Genomic DNA, 22,175 nt, shown 5'->3' with positions numbered 1-22,175 from the left:
GGGCCCGCCCCTGAGGGGCGCAGCCCCAAAAGGGGCGCGGGGCTGTACCGCGGCTATTAGGCGCCCCACATCCCCATCCACGGGACTCCCACAGCCGTGTTCCCTACGATGGCGCGGTGACCAGTACCGCGTCCTCCACGGACACCCGGCAGGACCAGGCCACCGAAGACCCGCGGCCGTCGTGGCAGCACCGCCTGCGCCGTTTCGGCTACACGGCGGCGCCGAGAAGCGACGTCCGCACCCGGCTGGTGCCCCCGTACACCCGCCCCGGCCCGCGCTTCTGGGCCGTGCTCGGCGTGCGCGAGGAGGTCGCGGCCCGCCTCGTCCGCTGGTCGTCGTGGGGCGGTCCCCTGCTGGTCACGCTGCTCGCCGGGCTGATGCGGTTCCACAACCTGGGCAGCCCCAGGGCGGTGATATTCGACGAGACGTACTACGCCAAGGACGCGTGGGCGATCGTCCACCGCGGTTACGAGGTCAACTGGGCCAAGAACGCCAACGAGCTGATCCTCCAGAACAACGGGAACGTCCCGATCCCGACGGACGCGGCGTACGTCGTGCACCCGCCCGTCGGCAAGTACGTGATCGGTCTGGGCGAGCTGATGTTCGGCTTCGACCCGTTCGGCTGGCGCTTCATGACGGCCCTGCTCGGCACGCTCTCCGTCCTCATGCTGTGCCGTATCGGGCGCCGTATCTTCCGCTCGACGTTCCTCGGCTGCCTCGCGGGCGCCCTGATGGCCGTCGACGGACTGCACTTCGTGATGAGCCGCACGGCGCTGCTGGACCAGGTCCTGATGTTCTTCGTGCTGGCCGCGTTCGGCTGCCTGGTCATCGACCGTGACAGGGCGCGCAAACGCCTGGCCGCCGCCCTCCCTCCGGACGGCGACGGGATCGTACGCCCCAACTCCCTCGTCGCCGAGACGACCCGCCTCGGCTGGCGCCCGTACCGCTGGCTGGCCGGACTCTGCCTGGGCCTGGCGCTCGGCACCAAGTGGAACGCCCTGTACTTCATGGTGTTCTTCGGGATCATGACGGTGCTCTGGGACTACGCGGCCCGCAAGGTCGCCGGCGCCCGCCGGCCGCTGATCGCGACGATGCAGCGCGACCTGGGCCTCGCGTTCCTGTCCACGGTCCCGGTGATGATCGCCACCTACCTGGTGTCCTGGACGGGCTGGATCCTCTCCCCCGACGACGGCTCCGGCGGCTACTACCGCAACTGGGCCGCGACCGAGGGCAAGGGCGGCTGGTTCAGCTGGCTGCCGGACTGGCTGCGCAGCCTGTGGCACTACGAGCACGCGGTCTACGAGTTCCACGTCGGCCTGTCGTCCCCGCACACGTACCAGTCGAACCCGTGGAGCTGGATCGTCCTCGGCCGCCCGGTCTCGTACTTCTACGAGTCCCCGTCCCCCGGCAAGGACGGCTGCGCGGCCGACACCGCCGACAAGTGCGCCCGCGAGGTCCTGGCCATCGGCACGCCCCTGCTGTGGTGGGCCGCCGCGTTCGCCGTCCTCTACGTCCTGTGGCGCTGGCTCTTCCGCCGCGACTGGCGCGCGGGCGCGATCGCCTGCGGCATCGCCGCCGGCTACCTTCCCTGGTTCCTCTACCAGGAACGCACGATCTTCTTCTTCTACGCCGTCGTCTTCCTCCCCTTCCTCTGCCTCGCGGTCACGATGATGATCGGCGCGATCCTCGGCCCACCCGGCGCCCCGGAACGCCGCCGAGTCGCGGGCGCGGCGGCAGCCGGCGTCCTGTTCCTCCTCATCACCTGGAACTTCATCTACTTCTGGCCCCTGTACACGGGCGAACCGATCCCCATCGACAACTGGCGCTCCCGGATGTGGATGGACACCTGGGTCTAGCTGGGCAGACGGGCCTTGCGGGCACAGCAGCGCGCCGTGCCCGCAAGGTCATTGGCGGTCATTAGTGGCCGTCACTGGTCCTCCTCGGACGGCTCGGAAACGGCCCGGCTCCATTCGTGGGCAGATTCACAGCGGGCTCAATCCACCTTCCACGGCCTGCGGCTTTCCGTAAGCCAGCCGCTTTGGGGGCGCCTGACGAGATGGAGCCAGCTGCGACACCGTGATCACACCATCTACACGGGCCACCGATCCCGATCGGCAGTTGGCGGTCGCGGATGTGGCTGGACACCTGGGTCTGGCGGGTCTGACACGACGATGACCACGACGAACGCTCAGGCGTCGTGGCATCGTCCTTGTCAGGCGGTCGCCACCGGCACCGTCCTCCTCCGCCGCAGTGCGACGAACGCGGCGATCGCCAGGCCGAGGCCGACCAGGGTGAGGACCGCCCCGGCGATGACGGCCGTACCGATGACGGCGGGGATCGTGCGGTCGTCGGTCACCCGGCCCTGTACCGCGGATACCGGCACCGTCCCGTCGTGGTCGCTCGCGAAGAAGCGCGAGTCCAGGGAGTCCGCCCGGTTGTCACCGAGCAGGAACAGCCGCCCCTTCGGGACCGTGACGTCGTACGACCTGTTCACGCCGTTCGCGTCGCCGCCGTTCACATACGGCTCCGCTATCGGCTTCCCGTTGACGCTGAGCCGCGCGTCCGGGCCCTCGCCCGTGCAGCACACCACCCGGTCGCCGCCGACACCGATCACCCGCTGCGCCACGCCGACGCCGGACTCGTAGCGCTCCGGTGCCGAGAACAGCACGACGTCACCGCGCCGCACCTCACCGCCGTCGACCTTCTCGGAGAAGATCCGGTCGCCCGGCTCGTACGTCGGCGCCATGTTCCGGCTGCTGACGACGGAAGCCCCGTATGAACTCCGCGCGTACACGAGGGAGGCGACCGTCAACGCCACCCCCGCCAACCCCACCACGACCGCCGTGACCCACAGTCGCCGTCCCTTGCCCGACATCGTTTCCTCCCCCTCGCGGCACATCCGCAGCGGCACGGTAGCGGGCGTGTGTGAACGGCCGGTGCGGGCCCGTGCCGTATCCGACGCTCCGGTCAGCAGCCGTAGTACGGGTCGTTGATGTAGTCCGCGCCGTCGGTGAACCAGGTGTGGGCGCTGATCGCGTTGTCCGCCGAGCCGCCGTCGAGGAACTTCTCGTAGCCGAGGGACAGGTCTCCGCAGTAACTGCCGGCCTCGATGCAGAACACCGACTGGCCCGCACCGGGGCTCACGTCACGGTACAGAGCGACCTCGCTGAAGTTGCCGGGGAACCCGTTGTTCCACAGGGAGGTGGCGCGGTCGTTGAAGTTGCCGCACTCGTCGCCCCAGTACCCGTCGTTGCCCTTCCACCGGCACGAGGCCCCGCTGAAGCCCGGCAGGTCGTAGGCGTAGAGGTACCCGTCGGCGCCGTCGGCCGCGGCCAGTCCGCTGAGCTTGGCGCCGGGGCGTACCGGGGTCGGCGCGCCGGGGGCGGCCTTCGCCGGGGCGGACGGCTTGGCGTCCGAGGCCGCCAGGGCGGGACCGGCGGTCGCGACCAGCCCGATCACGGCAGCCGCCGTCAGGACACCGCGCATGTACCGTTTCATCATCGCGATCTCCTCGACTGCGGCGTCGAACGGCTGCTCGGCAGCATCCATCCGCTGGTCCGCTGGGAGCCGCCGGTGCTCAGGGTGGACTACCCGGTGCGCCAAGATCTGTTCCTGGGCGGCCGAGGACTGCTCCTGATCCCCTCGTACTTCTGCTGGGGGCGCCCCCTCTCCCTCGGTGACACCACGCTGGACCCGGTACTGGTGTATCCGGCCAACCGCACTCTCCAGCCGCTCACGGAGGACCCCATGACATCGGGACCTACCGCCCTGGCCCGCCTCCTGGGGCGTACGCGCGCGGCGGTCCTGGAGGAGATCGCGGCGTCCAACGGCATCACCGGAGGGGAACTCGCCCGGCGGCTGGGCATCTCGGCCGCCTCCGCGAGCGAGCACACCGCGACCATGCGGGACGCGAACCTGATCATCAGCCAGCGGGTGACGAACACCGTGCGGCACACAGTGTCCCCGCTCGGCCAGGCCCTGCTGGAAGGACGTCGGCCGGACGCGGTGGCGCTCCCCACGCCCCGGGTCCCGGCCCCGCTCCCACACCGGGTCGGCGCCCGGTCGGCGTGACCCCTCGGGGCCGCACCGCGTGGATGGCGGTCCGCACCGCGGGGATGTCCGGATGAATGGGCCCCGGTGGCCTGAATGCGCCCCCCGGCGCGACCGGGCTAACAATCGAGGCACACAAGCGAAGCATTAGCCCCACGCGTCACCCAGGCGTGTTTACAGTGAGTCTCGGAAAGTGTTTTCTGAACGTGTTCAACGGCGTTCGGAAGGTGGCGTACGACGGGCCGTACAGGCCACGCGGACCGCGCGGGCCACACAGGCCGTACAAGCCACACAGACCGCGCAACGGGGAGGATCGCGTCATGCGCAAGGGGGTCAAGGTCGCCATAGTCGGCGGGGTGTTCGCGGCGATGGTGGGGGGTGCGGGGTACGGCGGGTACAACGTCGTGACCGCGCTCAACGGGGGCGGTGGGGGAACGGAGAAACGGACCGGGCCGCCGAGTGCGGACGAGGTGCGGGAGACGTCGGAGAAGTTCTTCGCGGCCTGGGAGAAGGGCGACGCGGTCACGGCGTCGTCGTACACGAACAACGCGGCGGACGCGGGGAAGGTCTTCGGCAGCTTCGTCGACACCGCGCGGATCGAGGACGTGAGGATCGAGCCGGGGAAGCCGGCCGGGAGCGGAGGGCGGACCGTCCCGTTCTCCGTCAGGGCGACCGTGTCGTACGAGGGGAAGAGCAAGGACCTCGCGTACAAGAGCCGGCTGACCGTCGTACGGGGCAAGACGACCGGGCGGGCCCTGGTCGACTGGCGGCCGTCCGTCGTGCACCCCGAGCTGAAGGCCGGCGACACCCTGTTCCTCGGCGAGGCGGCGGCGCCGCCCATCGAGGCCGTGGACCGGAACGGCAAGGTGCTGACCAAGGAGAAGTACCCCTCCCTCGGACCGATCCTCGACACCCTGCGGGAACGGTACGGCCCCGACGCGGGCGGCACCCCCGGTGTCGAACTGGGCATCCGGCACACCACCACGAACGCGGGCGACACCACCCTGCTGACCCTCGCCGAGGGCAAGGCGGGCAAGCTGGAGACCACGATCAGCGCGGGGGTGCAGGCGGCGGGCGAGCAGGCGGTCAAGAAGTTCGGGGAGTCCTCCGTGGTCGCGCTCCAGCCCAGCACCGGGCAGGTGCTCGCCGTCGCCAACAACCGCGGCGACGGCTTCAACGCGGCCTTCCAGGGCGAACTGCCGCCCGGCTCCACCATGAAGATCATTACCGCCGCGATGCTCATCGACAACGGCGTGACCTCCATGAACGGCCCCGCCCCCTGCCCCGACACGGCCACCTGGCAGAGCCAGACCTTCAAGAACCTGCCGGGTCTCAAGGCCGACGAGACGGCGAACGCCACGCTCGCCAACAGCTTCGAGCGGTCCTGCAACACGGCCTTCATCAAGCTGATCGACGAGGAGCCGCTGACCGACGCGTCGTTGACCGAGGAGGCGCAGGAACGGTTCGGGATCGGCCGGGACGACTGGAAGACGGGCATCGCCTCCATGGACGGCAAGGTACCGCCGTCCGGCGGGCCGAACCGGGCCGCCAACGCCATCGGGCAGGGCGACGTGCTCATGAACCCGCTGAACATGGCGTCGGTGACGTCCACGGCGATCACGGGGCGGTTCCGGCAGCCGTATCTGGTGTCGCCGGAGCTGGACGAGCGGGAGTTGGCCACGGCGGAGGGGCTGAAGGCCAGTACCGCGTCGCAGCTGAAGCAGATGATGAGGCTGACCGCGACGCAGGGGACTGCGAAGACCGTCATGGCCGGGCTGAACGGGGACATCGGGGCGAAGACCGGGTCCGCGGAGATCGACGGGCAGGCGGTGGCGGACAGTTGGTTCACCGGGTTCCGTGGGGATGTGGCGGCGGCGGCGATGTCGGAGGGTGGCGGCCGCGGGGGTGAGGCGGCCGGTCCGATCGTGGTGGATGTGCTGAAGGCCGGGGGGTGAGCGTGGTTCGGGTCCCTGGGTTTGGGGTGAGTTGCCGGTTCGGGCCGTAGAGCCGTCGAGCCGTAGAGGTGTGGTCGTGAGCGGCGGGGCGGCGAGTCGAGGTGCGGATCCGCGCCGTAGGGGTGCGGATCCGCGTCGAAGGGGCGCGGATTCGTTGCGGGGTGCGGGTGCGTGGGGGCTGGTCGCGCAGTTCCCCGCGCCCCTGAAAAGCAGGGGCCGCGCCCCATGCTTCTCAACCCGCACGACCCTCACCGTTCAGCCCCGCAGGGCCCGGTCCTTCAGGGGCGCGGGGAACTGTGCGAGAAGCCTCACCGGGCCCGTGCTTAAGAGCGGCCCGGCCCACGGAGTGATCCGCGGGACTCTAGTGTGGTGGTTCTCGTTGAGGAACGAGAGGCAGCCGGGGGCAGCGGAAGGTCGGAACGTGGGTAAGAGAAGGCGCGTCGACGAGCGGAAGACCACGAAGTCGGGGAGGTCACGGCGGCACCTCGTGCTGGGCGGAGTCGCGGTCGCAGCCCTCGGCGGCGGCGCGATGGCCGTCTACACGGTGTTCGGCGCCGGCGCGGCCGCCGAGGACGGCTCGTCCGACGGCAAGGCCGTGAAGAGCGGCCCCCTGTCCGCCGCCGAGGTCCGCACCGCCGCGACCATGTTCCTCACGGCCTGGCAGAAGGGCACGGTCGCCAAGGCCGCCGCCGCCACCGACGACTCGGCGGCCGCCACGGCGGCGCTGACCGGCTTCACCAAGGACGCCCACATCAAGGACGTCACCCTCACCCGGGGCAAGCGCGCGGGCGACGAGGTGCCGTTCACGGTGAAGGGCACGGTCTCCTTCAAGGGCACCGAGAAGCCGCTGACCTACAAGTCCGCCCTCACCGTCGTACGGGCGAAGAAGGACGGCGAACCCGTCGTCGACTGGCAGCCGTCCGTCGTCCACCCCGAACTCGCCGAGGGCGACCGGCTGGTGACCGGCGAGGCCGGCACTCCCCCGGTGAAGGCCCTCGACCGGGACGGCGGCGAGCTGACGACCGAGAAGTACCCGTCGCTGGGCTCGGTGCTGGACAGTCTGCGGGAGAAGTACGGCAAGAAGGCGGGCGGCAAGGCGGGCGTCGAGCTGCGCATCGTCCGCGCCGACCCGGCCGAGGACGGGTCCGACGGCAAGTCCTCCGCCGAGCCCACGGACGCCGCCAAGTCCGCCAAGTCCGCGAACTCCACCAAGTCCACCAAGTCCGGCAAGGAGAAGGCCGCCGACAAGACGCTGCTGGAGCTGAGCGAGGGCACCCCGGGGGAGTTGAGAACCACGCTCAGTCCGGCGCTGCAGGCCGCCGCCGAGGAGAAGGTGGCGGCCACGAAGCGGGCGTCGGTGGTCGTGATGCGCCCCTCGACCGGCGAGATCCTGGCCGCGGCCAACTCCAGCAGCTTCAACGTGGCGTTCCAGGGCTCGCTGGCCCCCGGCTCCACGATGAAGATCGTGTCGTCGGCCCTGCTCATCGACAAGGGCCTGGCCTCGGCCGACAAGGGCCACCCGTGCCCCAAGTACTCGTCGTACGGCGGCTGGAAGTTCCAGAACGACGACAAGTTCGAGATCAAGGGCGGGACGTTCAAGGCGAGTTTCGCCCGTTCCTGCAACACCGCCTTCATCTCCCAGGCGAAGAAGCTGGACGACGACTCCCTGACCAAGGAGGCCCAGCAGGTCTTCGGGCTCGGACTGAACAACTGGGCCATCGGCGTCTCCAGCTTCGACGGCGCGGTGCCGGTGCAGAGCGCCGCCCCGATGGCGGCCTCGCTCATCGGCCAGGGCGGGGTGCGGATGAACCCGCTGAACATGGCGTCGGTGGTCGCGACGGCCAAGACGGGCGTCTTCAAGCAGCCCTATCTGGTCCCGCCGTCCGTCGACGACCGCACCCTGGCCACCGCCTCCCGGCCCATGTCCGCCACGGTCCGCGCCCAGCTGCGGGAACTCCTCCAGTACACCGCCGCGGCCGGCACGGCGGCCGAGACGATGTCCGGCCTCGGGCCCGACTACGGCGCCAAGACCGGCACGGCCGAGGTCGACGGCCAGAAGAAGCCCAACGGCTGGTTCACCGCTTGGAAGGGAGACCTGGCCTCCGCCGGGGTCGTCCAGCAGGGCGGCCACGGCAGCGAGTCGGCGGGCCCGATCGTGGCCGCGCTGCTCAAGGCGGGCAGCGGCGGCTGAGCGACGGCGCGCACGAGTCGCGAGGCGAGGCCGGCGGGCAGCGGCCGGGCGCGCGGGCGGCCGGGCGCGCGAGCGGTTCAGCCGCCGGCCGCGTCCGTCCGCTGCACGGAGCGCTCCTGGATCGGCATCTCCTCGTACGGGTCGGACGACGGCCGCAGACACCAGTCGAGCATCGACGGCCACGGGCCGTAGCCCGAGTCAGGGTTGAGGTGGGCCTCGCCGGGCAGCACGTCGGCGGGCAGGCCGAGGGGGCTCGCGTACGCGGTGGCCGCGCCCGGCAGGCAGTACGGGTCGTTGTCGCTGCCGACGACCCGGGTGTACGTGGCCGACGCGGCCAGCCGCTCCGGGGTCAGCGGCGGCGGGGCGAACTCGGCGATCTCCGGCTGCTTCAGGGCGAACTCGGGGGACGGCGGGGCCACGAGGAGGACGCGGTCGACGGGGCCGGACAGGATGCCGTCCCGGGCGACCGCGTGCAGCCACAGCAGACAGGCCAGGCTGTGGCAGACCACCGTGATCCGCCGACCTTCCAACTCGCCGAGCAGTGCGTCCAGTTCCGCGAGCCAGCGCTCCAGGTCCGGGTCGTCCGCCTCCGGGAGCTGCGGGTAGGCGACCTCGTGGCCCAGGTCGGTGAGACGGTCGGCCAGCCAGTGTTGCCAGTGGGCGGGCGGGCGGTGGTTCTGCCAGCCGTGCAGGATGAGGAAGGCGCGGGTGTCGTCGGCGGATGGGGTTTCTGTCATCCCCCGATCGTCAGCGAAACGGATCAGTCGGTCCAGTGCCGTCTCTGTTGCTGGATGGGTTTTCGGGGGCGGGGGCTGGTGAGTCGTCGTGTGTGTCGCCCGGTGCGTCGTCGGGTGCGTCGTCCGGTGCGGGTCCGGTGCGTCGTCCGGTGCGGGTCCGGTGCGGCTCCGGTGCGGGTCCGGTGGGGCTTCTCGCGCAGTTCCCCGCGCCCCTGAAAAGCATGGGGCCGTGCCCGTGCTCTTCAGGCCCGCAGGGCCTGGTTCTTGAGGGGCGCGGGGAACTGCGCGACCAGCCCCCACGCACCCGCACCCGACGACGCACCCACCCCGGCCCACCGCGTCGACGCACCCCGACAACCCACTCGCATGGCCGCTACACCCACCACTACCGTGCCGCACATGACCACCGACGCACAGGACACCACCGACTCCGGAGCCCACCCCCTCTTCACCGAGGCACTCACCACCCTGGGCCTCGACGAACTGCGCCACCGCATCCGCCGTTTCCCGGAGGCCACCCGCACTGCGGCCGAGGCGGCCGCCGCCCTCGGCTGCGAACTCAGCGAGATCTGCAAGTCACTGATCTTCGCCGCGGACGGCGTCCCCGTGCTGGTGCTCATGGACGGCGCCTCCCGCGTAGACGTGGAGCTGGTCCGGCGTGAACTCGGCGCCACGAAGGTCACCCGCGCCCGCGCCGACGTCGTACGGGAGACGACCGGGTACGCGATCGGCGGAGTCCCGCCCTTCGGGCACCGGACGAGGACGCGCGTCCTCGCGGACCGCTCGCTCCTCGCGCACGCGACGGTGTGGGCGGCGGCCGGCACGCCGCACACCGTCTTCCCCATGGCCCCGGAAACGCTGATCGCGCACGCGGGCGCCACCCTGGTGGACGTCCGTGAGACCACGACCGCCGCCGACGAGACCGACGAGACCGACGCGTGACGCCGCTCGTCACCGCGGCGGTGCTGCTCGCCGCCGTGACCCACGCCAGCTGGAACGCGATCGCGCACAGGATCACGGACAAGCTCGTCGGGTTCACGCTGATAGCCGGCGGCGGCGCGCTGATCGGGTTCGCGATGGTGCCCTTCGTGCCGCTCCCGGAGTCCGCCGCGTGGCCGTACCTGATCGCGTCGGTGGTCATCCACCTCGTCTACTACGTGCTGCTGATGGCGTCCTTCCGACTGGGCGACTTCGGCCAGGCGTACCCGATCGCGCGCGGCTCCGCGCCCCTAGTCGTCACCGTCCTCGCCGCGGTCTTCGCGGACGAGGTGCCGGACGGCTGGGCGATGGCCGGCATCCTGCTGAGCTGCGCCGGGCTGACGGGCGTCGCGCTGTGGGGACTGCGTGGCGGCCGGCCGCACTGGGCGGCGATCGGGGCGGCGCTGGCCACGGGCCTGTCGATCGCCGCGTACACGGTCGTGGACGGCCTCGGTGTCCGGGCCTCCGGGTCCGCGATGGCCTACATCGCCTGGTTGATGGCGCTGGAGGGACTCGCGATCCCCGCGTACGCGGCCTGGCGATGGCGCGGGGAGACGGTCGCGCGCCTCCGGCCGTACGCCGGTGTGGGCCTCCTCGGCGCCGCCCTGTCCGTGGCGGCGTACGGGCTGGTCCTGTGGGCCCAGACGAAGGCCGAGCTGGCGCCCATCGCGGCCCTGCGGGAGTCGTCGATCATCGTGGGGGCGGCGATCGGCGCGGTGCTCTTCAAGGAACGGTTCGGAGCGCCCCGCCTGGTGGCGGCCGGACTACTGGTGGTGGGGATCGGGCTGATGCTGCGGGCCGGGTAGGCGGGGAGACGGGAGAACCGGGAGACGGGACGGGCATCGGGCGGGCCGTGCGCAGGTCGTGCATCCGTCGGCGGGGAGGAGCACTCTGGAAAGAGCGGTTCCGGAGGTGATCGTCATGATGAAAACCGCTGTCGGATGGCACATCGAGCTGGAGTTCCAGGAGGACGATCAGCGCACACGGGCGGCGGCCCTCGTACGGCTCCCCGACGGGAAGGAAGTACGCGCCAACGGCTACGCCAGCCGCCACCAGACGGACGCCAATCAGCCCCGGGTCGGCGAGGAGATAGCCGGGGCCAGGGCCTTGAACGAGCTCGCCATGAAGCTCCTCACCAAGGCCCACGACGAGATAGACGAGGCATCGGGCAGGACGTCCCACCCGATAGCCCTCTGAGCCGGCGGTCGACGGGCGCCAGGCGGGCGAGCAGGAGGCGCCCGGCGGGCGACCGGCGGCGCGACGCGACCCCACTCCCCGGCCGACACCCGTCGGCCGGGGATCCGTCGGCCGGGGCTGCGGAGCCCCCGGGGGCCCAACAGGCCTGATTCCTTCCTGTGGTTGACTGACCCCGTGTTGCACGAGTCGGTCTTCCGGTCCGTGGATCTCCCGGTGGACGCCCGGTTCGAGGCCTGGGCGGAGCTGCTGCGGCAGACGCACGCGCCCATGGACCTGGTCCCCATCCCGCTGTCGACGGCCGACCGCGGCCACCACCCCGGCGCCGACTACCACGCCCACCAACGCCTGATCGCCCTCGGCGACGTGACGATCTGGCCCGCCACCTTCGACCCGATCGTCTTCCGCCGCACCCCGAGGATGGTCCGGCAGTCCGACCCGGAGACGTTCCATCTCTCCCTGCTCCTCCAGGGCGAGGGCGCCGCCAGCTGGGGCCGACAGCAAACCGCGTACGAGGCGCAGGACTTCCACGTCAACTGCACCTCGATGGCGTACGAGATCCTCACCGGCACCGAACCGGTCACCACCGTCGGCGTCGAGATACCCCGCTCCCTCGTCGCCCTGCCCGCGCGCAAGGCGGACCAGGTGATCGGCAGCCGTCTGTCGGGCCGGGAAGGCGTCGGCGCGCTGCTCGCGCAGTTCCTGATGCGGCTGGCGGAGGACACGAACCCGTACGGGCCGGCTGACGCGTCCCGCCTGGGCACGGTCGTCGCCGACCTGATCACCGCACTCTTCGGCCATGTCGCCGACACGGAGCCGCGGCTGACGCCGGAGGCCCACAGACGGACACTGCTGCTGAACGTCAAGGTGTTCATACGGCGGCACCTGGGCGACCCCGACCTCACGCCCGCGACCATCGCCGCCGCCCACCACATCTCCCGCAGCTATCTGCACCGGCTCTTCCAGGCGGAGGGCCTGACCGTCGCGGCATACGTCCGCGACCAGCGGCTACGGAACGCGTACCGCGATCTCACCGCCCCCGACCCCGTGCTGCGGGCCACGCCGATCCACGCTGTCGGGGCGCGCTGGGGGTTTCCGCGTGCGGCCGAGTTCAGCCGGGCGTTCCGCGCGGCGTACGGGGTGCCGCCGAGCGAGTTGCGGAGCCGGATCGCCGCCGAGTGAGCTACGGCGCCGAAGTGAACCGGGGTCCCACCGAGTGAGTCGCGTGGCCGCCGAGGGGGCCGTGAACAGTGGACTCGTTGCCAAGTGACAGTGGACCGCCTGCCAACGACATGCGGGGAAATTCGTCGCATCCTGGTGAGCGCCGCCGCGGAGGGCGGTCGTCCGAATCTCCAGGATCGTGCCAGGACACTACGGGGGAGCCCTGGGCCGGTCCGGCCGCTCACCGTGGCGGCCGCCCTCCGCGAGGTACGCCCCGTACCGAAGCGCGAGGTACGCCCCGTGCCGAGGCGGGGTCGCGCCCCCTCAGCCCTTCAGGGCCTCCCGCACCGCCCGCACCAGCGCCTGCGCCCTCGGGTCCGCCGTCACCGTCTGGCGGTAGCCGTTCGTGACGTAGCCGAAGGCGATGCCGGACTCAGGGTCGGCGAAGCCGAGGGGGCCGCCGCGGCCGGGGTGGCCGAAGGACGTCGGGGCCAGCAGCGGGGAGGCGGTCCCGTGGAGCATGTAGCCGAGTCCGAAGCGGGTGTTGACGACGAGGACGCGGTCGGGGCCGGAGGACTCCTCCGCGCGGGCCGCCGCCAGCGTCGCCGACCCGAACAGCCGTACGCCGCCAACCGAGGCTTCGACCGCGCCTTCGACCGCGCCACCGACCGAGCGGCCAACCGAGCCTTCAGCCTCGCCGCCGACCGAGCCTTCAGCCTCGCCGCCGACCCCGCCCTCTCCCCCGACCTCACCGACGAGTGCCGCGTAGAAGCGGGCCAGGCCCTCGGCCGTGGCGATGCCGTTGGTCGCCGGGAGCGCAGCCGCGCGGTACGCGGGGTCGTTCTGGTCGGGGAACGGGGTGATCGCGGCGAAGGCGCGGCGGGTGAGGGAGTCCGGGTCGTCGTACGCCTCGGTGACCGACCGCTTGGCGCGGACCCTCAGGCCGCCGGTGGGCTCGGGCGCCGCTTCCAGGCGCCCGGCGCGGCCGACCCGGCCCGTCGCCGCCACCGAGTCCGGCAGGCCCAGCCACAGGTCGTCGGCGAGGCCCAGCAGGGCGGCTATCTCGGACGCGATCCACTCGCCGGTACCGCGGCCGGTCACGCGCCGGACCAGTTCGTCGAGCAGCCAGCCGTAGGTGAGGGCGTGGTAGCCGTGGGCGGTGCCGGGCTCCCATGCGGGCGTCTGCGCGGCGACGGCCTCGGGGCCCCGGCGCGGGTCCAGTGCCTCGGCGGGCGTGAGGGGGCGGTCGAGGGCGGGGAGCCCGGCCCGGTGGTTGAGCACGTGCCGCACCAGCACCCGGCCCTTGCCGTGCGCCTTGAACTCCGGCCAGTACCGGCCCAGGGGCGCGTCCAGGTCCAGTTCACCGCGCTCGGCCAGCATCAGCGGTACGGCGGCGGCGACGCCCTTGGTCGCCGAGCGCATGATCTGGGCGGTGTCCCGCCGCCAGGGCTCGGTGCCGTCGACGTCCCGGGTGCCGGCCCACAGGTCGACGACCCTGCGCCCGTGCCGGTACACGACGACCGCCGCACCCCGCTCGCCCAGCGCCTCGAAGTTGCGTACGAACGCGGCCCTGACCGGTTCGAAGCCCTCGGCGACCGTACCGTTCACGTCCACGCCGGTGCTCCCCTGTCCGTTCACCCGCCGCGTTCGTCACGGCGACGGGTGCAACGTACACGCACGGCCCCGGATTCCCCCGGCCGGGGCGCGGTGGGGCCCGTCTCAGCCCAGCACGATCGTGACGTCGATGTTGTCGCGGGTCGCGTTCGAGTACGGGCAGACCTGGTGGGCCGCGTCGACGAGCTCGGCCGCGATGCCCTGGTCGATGACCGGGAGGGAGACGCTGAGGGCGACGGCGAGGCCATAGCCGCGCTGCTGGTTGGGGCCGATGCCGACCTTCGCGGCGACGGTGGAGCCGGTGAGGTCGTAGCCCGCGCGGCGGCCGACGAGGACCAGCGCGTTGTGGAAGCAGGAGCTGTACCCGGCGGCGAACAGCTGCTCGGGGTTGGTGCCGTCGCCGTCGCCGCCCAGCGCCGGCGGCATCGCGACCTTGAGGTCGATCTGGCCGTCCTGACTGGTGACGTAGCCGTCGCGACCGCCGTGCGCGGTCGCCTCGGCGACGTACATGATCTTCGTCGGACGCGTGTCGGTGCGGGTCTCCACCGCGGTGTCGTCAGTCATTCCCTTGGCCTCCCCCGGGACGAGCGCGTGGCCTCCCCAGGACAGGCGCGCACGAATACATCGTGCACAAGGTACCGGCCGGTAGGGAAATATGGTTACCCGGGGGTAGTAACCACGAGTAACCGGGCTCAGCGGCCCGCCGCCCTGGTCGCCCGTGCCGTCAGCTGCCACAGCTCCTCACGCAGCCGGGTCACCTCGGGGCCCTGCAGTCCGGTGGCGGCGGCGAGGGTGGCGGGGACGGCGGCCGCGCGGTCGCGGAGCTGTTCGCCGCGCCCGGTGAGGGCGATCCGCACGGAGCGCTCGTCGCGCGGCGACCGCTCCCGGCGCAGCAGGCCGGCCGACTCGAGCCGCTTCAGCAACGGCGAGACCGTGCCGTAGTCGAGGCGCAGGGCGCCCGCCAGGTCCTTGACGCTGGTCTCCCCGTGCTCCCAGAGAGAGAGCATGACCAGGTACTGCGGGTAGGTCAGGCCGAGTTCGTCGAGCAGCGGGCGGTACGCGGCGGTGACCGCGCGCTGGGCCGCGTAGAGCGCGAAGCACAACTGCTCGTCGAGGAGCAGTGAGCCGTGCCGGGGCGCATCCGCTTGGTTCGTCACGGGGTCCATTGTCGCGGACGCGGTATTCGTCCGCGGGGCCGGTGGGGGCCGGCTGCTCGCGCGGTTCCCCGCGCCCCTGACGCCCCTGAAGAGCCGGGGCTGCGCCCCAGCCTTCTCAGACCCCCGTCCGGCCGTTCACCGAGCGCGGATCGAACCCGAACGGCAGTTCAAGCCGATGCGCCCGCATCAGGTCCTCGTCGACCAGGAGTTCACCCGTCGGGCCGTCCGCCGCGATCACCCCCTCGCTGAGGATCAGCGACCTGGGACACAGTTCGAGCGCGTACGGCAGATCGTGCGTGACCATGAGGACCGTGACGTCCAACGACCGCAGGATGTCGGCCAGTTCGCGCCGCGACGCCGGGTCGAGGTTGGAGGACGGCTCGTCGAGGACGAGGATCTCCGGCTCCATGGCGAGCACCGTCGCCACGGCCACCCGGCGCCGCTGCCCGAAGGAGAGGTGGTGCGGCGGCCGTTCCTTGAACTCCGCCATGCCGACCTGTTCGAGCGCCCGGTCCACCCGGGCCTCCAGCTCGGCCCCGGTCATGCCCGCCGCCGCCGGCCCGAAGGCCACGTCCTCCCGCACGGTCGGCATGAAGAGCTGGTCGTCGGGGTCCTGGAAGACGATGCCGACCTTCCGCCGGATCTCGGCCATGTGCCGCTTGCCGACGGGCATCCCGGCGACGGTCACCGAGCCGGCGCCCCCGGTGAGGATGCCGTTGAGGTGCAGGACGAGGGTGGTCTTGCCGGCCCCGTTGGGTCCGAGCAGCGCGACGCGTTCGCCGCGTCCGACGGTGAAGTCGACCCCGAAGAGGGCCTGGTGGCCGTCGGGGTAGGCGAAGGCGAGGCCGGCGACTTCGAGGGACGGGGCGAGAAGGGGTTCGGACGCGGTCACAGGCTCCATCCCAGCAGACAGACGACGAGCGCGGCGACCGGGAGGGCGAAGGCGTACGACCACTGCGCCCGGGACGCGGTCACCTCGTCGATGACGGGCATGGTGCCCGCGTACCCCCGGCTGATCATGGCCAGATGGACCCGCTCGCCGCGCTCGTACGAGCGGATGAACAGCGCCCCGGCGGTCTTGGCGAGCACGCCCCAGTGCCGTACGCCGCTCGCCTCGAACCCGCGTGACTCGCGCGCGATCCGCATCCGCCGCAGCTCGTCGGTGATGACGTCGCCGTAACGGATCATGAAGGACGCGATCTGGACGAGCAGCGGCGGCAGTCTGAGCCGCTGGAGGCCGAGGAGGAGGGCGCGGAGTTCGGTGGTGGAGGCGAGGAGGACGGAGGCGGCGACGCCCAGAGTCCCCTTGGCGAGGACGTTCCAGGCGCCCCAGAGTCCGCTGACGCTCAGCGACATCCCGAGGACCTCGACGCGCTCGCCCTGCGCCACGAACGGCATCAGCACGGCGAACGCGACGAAGGGGACCTCGATCAGCAGGCGCCGGAGCAGGAACCCGTAGGGCACGCGCGCCACGTACGCGACCACGCCCAGCAGCACGGCGTACAGCCCGAACGCCCACATCGCCTCCCGTGGCGTCGACACCACGACGACCACGAAGGCGAAGACGGCCGCGAGTTTGGTGTGCGGCGGCAGGGCGTGCACGGGCGAGTGCGCGTGCCGGTAGAGCTTGTGGACGTGGCCCGCGCCCATGTCAGACGTTCTCGGGTACGGAGGTGGGGGACGACGCGGCGTCGTCCTCGCCACCGTGCCGCTTGCGTACGGCCCAGAAGATCCCGGTGCCGGCGACGACGGTGACGCCGACGCCGATCACGCCCGCCAGGCCGCCGGCGAGGCGGGCGTCGGTGAGGCCCTCGACGCCGTAGTCGGCGAGCGGGGAGTCGGCGGCGGCGTGGTCCTCCACCTTGGCGTCGAAGCCCTTGTCGGCGGCGACCTTCTCCAGGCCGTCAGGGCTGGCGGAGGCGTAGAAGCTGACGACACCGGCGAGCAGGAGGGAGGTGCCGAGGCCGGCGAGGATCAGCTTGCGGGTCGAGCGGGCGGCGGCGGGTGCGGTCGCGGGCACGGGCGTGGGCGTGGTGGCCGGCTCGGCGGCGGGGGCGTCCACCAGTTCGCCGTTCACGCGGAGCTTGAGCGGGGCGGTCAGGCCCCGGGCGCCGTGCACGAGGTCCGGGCGTACGGCGACGACGGCGCCGACCGTGGCGGCGGTGATCGCGGCCTCGCCGATGCCGATGAGGGTGTGGACGCCGACCATGGCGGTGAGCACCGAGCCGATCGGCACGTCCGTGGTGCCGCCGATCGCGAACACGAGGGTGAAGGCGGCGGCCGAGGCGGGCACGGAGACCAGGGCGGCGACGAACGCCGAGACGGTGATCGAACGCCGCTTGCGGGGGAGGATCCTGACCAGCGCGCGGAAGAGGGCGTAGCCGACGACGGAGGTGACCACGCCCATGATCGTGATGTTCACGCCGAGGGCGGTGAGACCGCCGTCCGCGAAGAGGATGCCCTGCATGAGGAGCACCACGGACACGCAGAGGACCCCGGTGTAGGGGCCCACGAGTATCGCGGCCAGGGCCCCGCCGAGCAGATGTCCGCTGGTCCCTGCCGCGACCGGGAAGTTCAGCATCTGCACGGCGAAGATGAACGCGGCGACGAGTCCGGCGAGGGGCGCCGTCCGCTCGTCCAGTTCGCGCCGGGCACCGCGCAGACTCAGCGCGACCGCACCGGCGGCGACGACTCCGGCGGCCGCCGAGACGGGGGCGTTGATGAATCCGTCGGGGACATGCATACGAGGGCTCGCTCTCCTGGTAGGCCTGGTAGGGCCGGGCCACAGAGTGGGGACGCGCTGGCTGGAACCTTACGATGATAGAGCCTTATTGCGAGTCTCTTGCAAGAGCGTCTCCAAACCGATTAGCCAACGACTCGCCGGACACCATGGCTCTTACAGGCGGATTGCAGTGCCCTTCCAGGGCTTCAGGGGGCGCGCGGCCGAAAATATGCGACATTGGAGAGGCAGTGGACAGCGGATTCACAGCTTCTGCTTGTCACTCAGCGTGAGGAGCCGTTCGATGTCCGTCACCGTCGAGCAGTACGCCCGAGCCCATGTCGTCACGGACTCCCCCGAGGACCGGGACACCGTGCCGGTCGTCCTCCGCTACGACCCCGACACCGACGCCGCCGCCGTACGCGTGCGCCTCCCCGGCCCCGACGAGTGGGCCTTCCCCCGTGAGCTGCTCGAACGCGGGCTGCGCACCCCCACCACCGTCGGCCCCGTGAGCATCTGGCCCTGCGGGCGGGTGCAGGCCGTCATGGAGTTCCACTCCGCGAAAGGGGTGGCGGTGATGCAGTTCGACACCAAGGCACTGATCCGCTTCCTGCGACGGACGTACACGGCCACGCCGGTGGCGCACTGAGCGGAGCGCGGGCGCGGCACGGGCGTGGCACGGGCGGGCACGTCCGGAGGCGCGTTCGGTGCGGCGTCCGGTGCGTCCGGTGCGCCTCCCGGGGGTACGCATGACGGCGACGGACGGGACGACGCCGGACGGACGACGGACGGACGACGGACGGACGACGGCTGACGGCTGACGGGACGGCGACCGACGCGGAGCCTTGGTCGCCGCAGGTACCGCGAGCACGGGGGACGCATGACAGCGCGGGCGAACGACACCACGGACACCGGGGGCACCGGGGGCACCACGGACACCACGGCCACCGGGATCAGGACTGTGCCCGGCGAAGGGCTGGCGCCGCCGTACACGCTGGCCTCGCTGTGGGTCGTACGGCACGGGCAGAGCACCGCGAACGTCGCGTACGCCGAGGCCGAGCGGACGGGGTCGACCGAGCCGCTGCCGGGCCGGGGTGCGGACGTCCCCCTCTCCGACCTGGGCCGCACGCAGGCCCAGGCGCTGGGCGGGTGGCTGGCGGGGCTCGCGCGCGGCGACGACGGCGGCGTGCCGGGTCCGGACCTGGTGGTGTGTTCGCCGTACGTGCGGGCGCGGCAGACGTGGGAGCTGATGGCGGGGCACCCCGGTGTGGTCCCGCCGCCGCTGCTGGTCGACGAGCGGCTGCGGGACCGGGAGATGGGGGTCTTCGAGATGCATCCGCCGGCCGCGCTGCGGGCCCGCGCACCCGAGGAGGCGGCGCGGCGGGCGCAGACCGGCGACTGGTTCTACCGTCCGCCGGGCGGTGAGGCGCTGGCCGATGTGGTGCTGCGGGTGCGGGACCTCGTGGGCGAGTTGGACCGCGTCGCCCCCGGCAGCCGGGTCCTGCTGGTCGCCCACGACGCGATCGCCGTCGCCGTACGTCTCGTGTGCGCGGGGCTCGGCGCGACGGCGCCGGACCGGCTGCCGCCCGTCCCCAACGCCTCGGTCTCGCGGTGGGACAACGACGGACGACGGTTGCGGCCGACGCGGTGGGGCGACACGAGGCACCTCGAACAGCCGGGCCCGGTCGGCTCCCCGGCCCCGGCTACACCCGCACCGTGAGCGTGGCGGTGTAGCCCTTGTCGGTGCCGCCCTCCATGGTGGCGAGCTGCTGGTCGTAGCCGTCGCTGAAGATCATGTCGGTCTCCAGGGAGAGCTCGCCGAGGTTCTGGACGCTGTCGCCGTAGCCGTCCGTCGCGTACACGGTGTCGCAGACGTCCTTGGGGAAGGCGAGCTGCGAGGTGACCGCGATGTTCCGCGCGGCGGTGGCGTCGTCGAGGCTGTCGTAGACCTCGAAATGGAGGTGGGGCCAGCGGCCGGGGTAGCAGCCGGGGAAGACCGAGGTGAAGGTGAGCCGGCCCTCGTCGCCGGTCTCCTGGACGCCGCGCAGGTAGTTCTCGTCGGTGACGCCGTCGGAGTAGAGGGAGTACCGGCCCTCCCGGTCGCACTGCCACAGGTAGACGGCCGCCCCCTTCTTCGGGGTGTCGCAGCCGGAGGACTGGTCGACGACGGTGAGTGTGATCGTCAGCGGGATGCCTTCGGCGACGCCGTTCGACGAGCCGAAGCTCTTGGTGATGTCGCGCCGGACGACACCGCTCTCCTCCAGGACGTTGGGGCCGTTCGAGCCGTCGCCGGGGTACGGGCCTTCCGTCTCGCTCGGGATGACCTCGCAGTCGGCGCCGGTGGTGCCGGACGAGGACGGGGCGGAGGAGGCCGAGTCCGACGCGGAACCGCCGCTGGAGTTGTCCGAGGAACAGGCCGCCACCAGCGGGACCATGCTCGCGCCGGCCAGCAGTCTGATCATGCGGCGGCGGGCGAACACGGGCAGGTCGTGGGAGAGCCCTTTGTCGAACTCGTCGTGGTGGTGGTGGTCGTGACCCTGGTGGTGGTCGTGCCCGTGGCCGCTGCTCTTGGATGCTGCGCTCATCTGCGGAACCGCGCTTTCCGAATGTCCCCGTCATGGAATGCGCGTGATGCTATGGGCTGTTCCTGTGCGCTTCCCAGGTCTTCGCCTTGGCGTTGTTGTGCGAGCTCGATGACATCCGGCCACCCTCGGTCAACCGGAGAGAGGACTCCACCCTTATGCCGCCCGGGCGTCGGAGACCGTCGACTTCGGGCCGCCCGAGTGGCCCTCCCTCACTCTGCGCCCTCTCGTCCTGGGACCTGACGACGTGCCGGTCATCGACGATCCGGTCCAAGCTCGCCGGGACATCCCGCTGACCGTGCTGTCCGCAGTCCTGCACCGCCGTGACCCACAGGCCGATGCCATACTCAAAGTTCTGGTAGACGCTCTGAAGGGCCTCGAAGCCCGCGATCCGGACACCGCGACGATCTTCGTTGAACTGACATCTCAGGGGCTGGGCGAAGCCCCGGCCGCCAAGACCTGGAGGGCTCTCATGACCGACCTCTCGTTCTTCACGTCGCCGATCTCCGAGGAGATCCGGGAGGAAGGCCGCGCCAAGGGCAAGGCCGAGGACATCCTGCTGCTCCTGGACGGTCGAGAGGTCCACGTCTCCGCCGCCGACCGCGACCGCGTCATGTCCTGCCACGACCTCGACATCCTCAACCGCTGGTTCACCCGCGCGATCACGGCCACCTCCGCCGCCGAGGTGTTCGCCGAGAAGTGACCCTGGGACTCGGCCACCTGCTCAGTGTCCTCGTCGGCGGCGACGCTCTTTGCTCAGGCGTACGGCCCAGCCACCGACCACGAGGACACCGGCGTAGATCGCGCTCTGGACCCAGGTGAAGGGCTCGTTCCGTAGTCGGCCGATGAGCCAGAGGAGCACGAGGCAGACGGTCCAGTGGCTGAGCCAGAGCAGGCCCTCGTACCAGAGCGGCAGGGTGTCCTCGTCCCGGGCGGGCGGCCGGGGAGGGGCCCAGCGGAAGCCTCCGGCGCGCGCGTAGTGGGCCTGACGGCGGCGTTCGAAGCGGCAGCAGAGCCAGATGAACAGGCCCCCGCTCAGCCCGATCGCCACCGCCTGGACCAGCCGCGCCGGGTCGTGGAACGCGGCCAGGGCCCACGCGACCAGACCTCCGAGCAGCACGCCGAAGACCGTTCCGGCGCCCACCGGATGCCGGGCCAGGAACACCTGTGCCCTCGGGGGCGGCTCCGCCCCGCCGAGACGCCGGTCGAATCTCAGGAATGCCCGCCGCAACCTCTCCAGGAACCCCGCCACCACCACCCCGCCCCTTCCCCACCCTGTCTGTCGGCGGCCGTCGCCGCGTGATCAGCTTGGGGTGTGGAGACCATCATCGCCAGTGGCATAGCCGTGCTCGGGACCCTGCTCGGGTCGGGCCTGACCCTCGCCTACCAGCAGCGCGCCACCGACCGGACCCACGAGTTCACCCGCCGGGAGAAGCTCCGCCAGGAACGTCTCGACGCCTACTCCGTGTATGCCGGCGCCCTCCTCAACTACCGCCGCTCCCTTGTCCACCTGTGGTTCTGCGAGCACGAACAGCCCCCGCCCGAGGACCCCGACACGGTCCGCGTCCGCACGTACGACCTGCGGTCCGCCGCCCAGGAGGCACTGTTCCGCGTGCAGATGCTCACGCCCGACGACGAACTGAGCCGGACCGCCGAGGCCGTCCTCGCCGACGTCACCGCCGTCCTCAAGACCGACAGCAGACCGGAGTTCGACACACGCCGGGTGCGGACCCGGGACGGCATCGCCCGCCTCATCAGCACCGCCAAGCAGCATCTTTAGGTGCCGAGAGTCACCTCACCCGAGTCGCCCGGACCATCCGGAAGTATCCCGGCCGTC

General features: G+C 71.6%; 23 protein-coding genes. 12 read left to right on the top strand and 11 right to left on the bottom strand.

Annotated features, from left to right (window positions below; genetic code table 11):
* Positions 1-116: 116 nt before the first annotated feature.
* Complete coding sequence (locus tag ACZ9QC_RS24975; RefSeq protein ID WP_472915164.1) at positions 117-1,856, top strand: dolichyl-phosphate-mannose--protein mannosyltransferase; 1,740 nt, start codon at positions 117-119, stop codon at positions 1,854-1,856.
* A 356-nt stretch (positions 1,857-2,212) separates the two neighbouring features.
* Here the strand turns inward: ACZ9QC_RS24975 and lepB are convergent, their stop codons facing one another.
* Positions 2,213-2,875, bottom strand: coding sequence for a signal peptidase I (gene lepB, locus ACZ9QC_RS24970; protein ID WP_472915163.1), 663 nt, complete (start codon positions 2,873-2,875; stop codon positions 2,213-2,215).
* Between the two features lie 92 nt (positions 2,876-2,967).
* Complete coding sequence (locus tag ACZ9QC_RS24965) at positions 2,968-3,549, bottom strand: peptidase inhibitor family I36 protein (protein WP_472915162.1); 582 nt, start codon at positions 3,547-3,549, stop codon at positions 2,968-2,970.
* Between the two features lie 24 nt (positions 3,550-3,573).
* Between ACZ9QC_RS24965 and ACZ9QC_RS24960 the strand changes: the two genes are divergently transcribed.
* The 3 genes from ACZ9QC_RS24960 (at position 3,574) to ACZ9QC_RS24950 (ending at position 8,196) form a co-directional block, all read left to right on the top strand.
* Entirely contained in the window at positions 3,574-4,071 is a 498-nt protein-coding gene (locus ACZ9QC_RS24960; protein WP_472915161.1) for a MarR family transcriptional regulator, read from the top strand.
* A gap of 299 nt (positions 4,072-4,370) precedes the next feature.
* A complete protein-coding gene (locus ACZ9QC_RS24955; protein WP_472915160.1) occupies positions 4,371-6,005 on the top strand; it encodes a penicillin-binding transpeptidase domain-containing protein in 1,635 nt (544 codons plus the stop codon).
* A 421-nt stretch (positions 6,006-6,426) separates the two neighbouring features.
* Positions 6,427-8,196, top strand: a complete 1,770-nt coding sequence (locus ACZ9QC_RS24950) for a penicillin-binding transpeptidase domain-containing protein (RefSeq protein ID WP_472915159.1) — start codon at positions 6,427-6,429, stop codon at positions 8,194-8,196.
* Positions 8,197-8,273: 77 nt separating this feature from the next.
* Here the strand turns inward: ACZ9QC_RS24950 and ACZ9QC_RS24945 are convergent, their stop codons facing one another.
* On the bottom strand, positions 8,274-8,933 hold the full coding sequence (locus ACZ9QC_RS24945; protein WP_472915158.1) for an RBBP9/YdeN family alpha/beta hydrolase: 660 nt from the start codon (positions 8,931-8,933) through the stop codon (positions 8,274-8,276).
* A gap of 399 nt (positions 8,934-9,332) precedes the next feature.
* On the opposite strand from ACZ9QC_RS24945, the gene ACZ9QC_RS24940 reads away from it, so the two are divergent.
* From ACZ9QC_RS24940 to ACZ9QC_RS24925, 4 genes are all read left to right on the top strand, one after another.
* Positions 9,333-9,875, top strand: coding sequence for a YbaK/EbsC family protein (locus ACZ9QC_RS24940; protein ID WP_472915157.1), 543 nt, complete (start codon positions 9,333-9,335; stop codon positions 9,873-9,875).
* Positions 9,872-10,717, top strand: coding sequence for an EamA family transporter (locus ACZ9QC_RS24935; RefSeq protein ID WP_472915156.1), 846 nt, complete (start codon positions 9,872-9,874; stop codon positions 10,715-10,717). Before ACZ9QC_RS24940 ends, ACZ9QC_RS24935 begins: the two co-directional genes overlap by 4 nt.
* Before the next feature lie 115 nt (positions 10,718-10,832).
* A complete protein-coding gene (locus tag ACZ9QC_RS24930) occupies positions 10,833-11,108 on the top strand; it encodes a DUF1876 domain-containing protein (RefSeq protein ID WP_033532019.1) in 276 nt (91 codons plus the stop codon).
* A 174-nt stretch (positions 11,109-11,282) separates the two neighbouring features.
* Positions 11,283-12,287: a helix-turn-helix domain-containing protein gene (locus ACZ9QC_RS24925; protein ID WP_472921796.1), complete on the top strand. Its 1,005-nt coding sequence runs from the start codon at positions 11,283-11,285 to the stop codon at positions 12,285-12,287.
* 303 nt (positions 12,288-12,590) lie between these two features.
* Here ACZ9QC_RS24925 and ACZ9QC_RS24920 read toward each other — a convergent pair whose 3' ends face one another.
* The 6 genes from ACZ9QC_RS24920 to ACZ9QC_RS24895 form a co-directional block, all read right to left on the bottom strand.
* Positions 12,591-13,880: a serine hydrolase domain-containing protein gene (locus ACZ9QC_RS24920; RefSeq protein WP_472915155.1), complete on the bottom strand. Its 1,290-nt coding sequence runs from the start codon at positions 13,878-13,880 to the stop codon at positions 12,591-12,593.
* Positions 13,881-13,985: 105 nt separating this feature from the next.
* Complete coding sequence (locus ACZ9QC_RS24915) at positions 13,986-14,444, bottom strand: organic hydroperoxide resistance protein (protein ID WP_472915154.1); 459 nt, start codon at positions 14,442-14,444, stop codon at positions 13,986-13,988.
* A gap of 128 nt (positions 14,445-14,572) precedes the next feature.
* The gene (locus ACZ9QC_RS24910; protein WP_472915153.1) at positions 14,573-15,046 is read right to left on the bottom strand and encodes a MarR family winged helix-turn-helix transcriptional regulator; all 474 of its coding nucleotides are present in this window, start codon (positions 15,044-15,046) and stop codon (positions 14,573-14,575) included.
* 106 nt (positions 15,047-15,152) lie between these two features.
* Positions 15,153-15,938, bottom strand: coding sequence for an energy-coupling factor ABC transporter ATP-binding protein (locus ACZ9QC_RS24905; RefSeq protein WP_472915152.1), 786 nt, complete (start codon positions 15,936-15,938; stop codon positions 15,153-15,155).
* A complete protein-coding gene (cbiQ, locus tag ACZ9QC_RS24900) occupies positions 15,926-16,687 on the bottom strand; it encodes a cobalt ECF transporter T component CbiQ (protein ID WP_472915151.1) in 762 nt (253 codons plus the stop codon). The genes ACZ9QC_RS24905 and cbiQ overlap by 13 nt, the downstream gene beginning before the upstream one ends.
* Before the next feature lies 1 nt (position 16,688).
* The gene (locus ACZ9QC_RS24895; RefSeq protein ID WP_472915150.1) at positions 16,689-17,780 is read right to left on the bottom strand and encodes an energy-coupling factor ABC transporter permease; all 1,092 of its coding nucleotides are present in this window, start codon (positions 17,778-17,780) and stop codon (positions 16,689-16,691) included.
* Between the two features lie 280 nt (positions 17,781-18,060).
* Here ACZ9QC_RS24895 and ACZ9QC_RS24890 point away from each other — a divergent pair, with 280 nt between their 5' ends.
* Both ACZ9QC_RS24890 and ACZ9QC_RS24885 read left to right on the top strand, forming a co-directional pair.
* The gene (locus ACZ9QC_RS24890; protein ID WP_472915149.1) at positions 18,061-18,405 is read left to right on the top strand and encodes an SsgA family sporulation/cell division regulator; all 345 of its coding nucleotides are present in this window, start codon (positions 18,061-18,063) and stop codon (positions 18,403-18,405) included.
* A 231-nt stretch (positions 18,406-18,636) separates the two neighbouring features.
* Positions 18,637-19,476 (top strand): histidine phosphatase family protein, encoded by an 840-nt coding sequence (locus tag ACZ9QC_RS24885; protein WP_472915148.1) that lies wholly within the window; start codon positions 18,637-18,639, stop codon positions 19,474-19,476.
* Here the strand turns inward: ACZ9QC_RS24885 and ACZ9QC_RS24880 are convergent.
* Positions 19,460-20,341 (bottom strand): intradiol ring-cleavage dioxygenase, encoded by an 882-nt coding sequence (locus ACZ9QC_RS24880; RefSeq protein ID WP_472915147.1) that lies wholly within the window; start codon positions 20,339-20,341, stop codon positions 19,460-19,462. The two genes, ACZ9QC_RS24885 and ACZ9QC_RS24880, sit on opposite strands and share 17 nt — an antisense overlap.
* 469 nt (positions 20,342-20,810) lie before the next feature.
* On the opposite strand from ACZ9QC_RS24880, the gene ACZ9QC_RS24875 reads away from it, so the two are divergent.
* Complete coding sequence (locus tag ACZ9QC_RS24875) at positions 20,811-21,041, top strand: hypothetical protein (RefSeq protein ID WP_472915146.1); 231 nt, start codon at positions 20,811-20,813, stop codon at positions 21,039-21,041.
* A gap of 21 nt (positions 21,042-21,062) precedes the next feature.
* On the opposite strand, the gene ACZ9QC_RS24870 is transcribed toward ACZ9QC_RS24875, so the two are convergent.
* Complete coding sequence (locus ACZ9QC_RS24870) at positions 21,063-21,593, bottom strand: hypothetical protein (RefSeq protein ID WP_472915145.1); 531 nt, start codon at positions 21,591-21,593, stop codon at positions 21,063-21,065.
* Positions 21,594-21,653: 60 nt separating this feature from the next.
* Here ACZ9QC_RS24870 and ACZ9QC_RS24865 point away from each other — a divergent pair, with 60 nt between their 5' ends.
* A complete protein-coding gene (locus tag ACZ9QC_RS24865; RefSeq protein WP_472915144.1) occupies positions 21,654-22,118 on the top strand; it encodes a hypothetical protein in 465 nt (154 codons plus the stop codon).
* Positions 22,119-22,175 lie beyond the last annotated feature (57 nt).

The organism is Streptomyces sp. HUAS MS02 (assembly GCF_055702265.1).
Note: the sequence above shows the minus strand (reverse complement) of the source record. Positions and strands in the feature narration are given on the sequence as shown.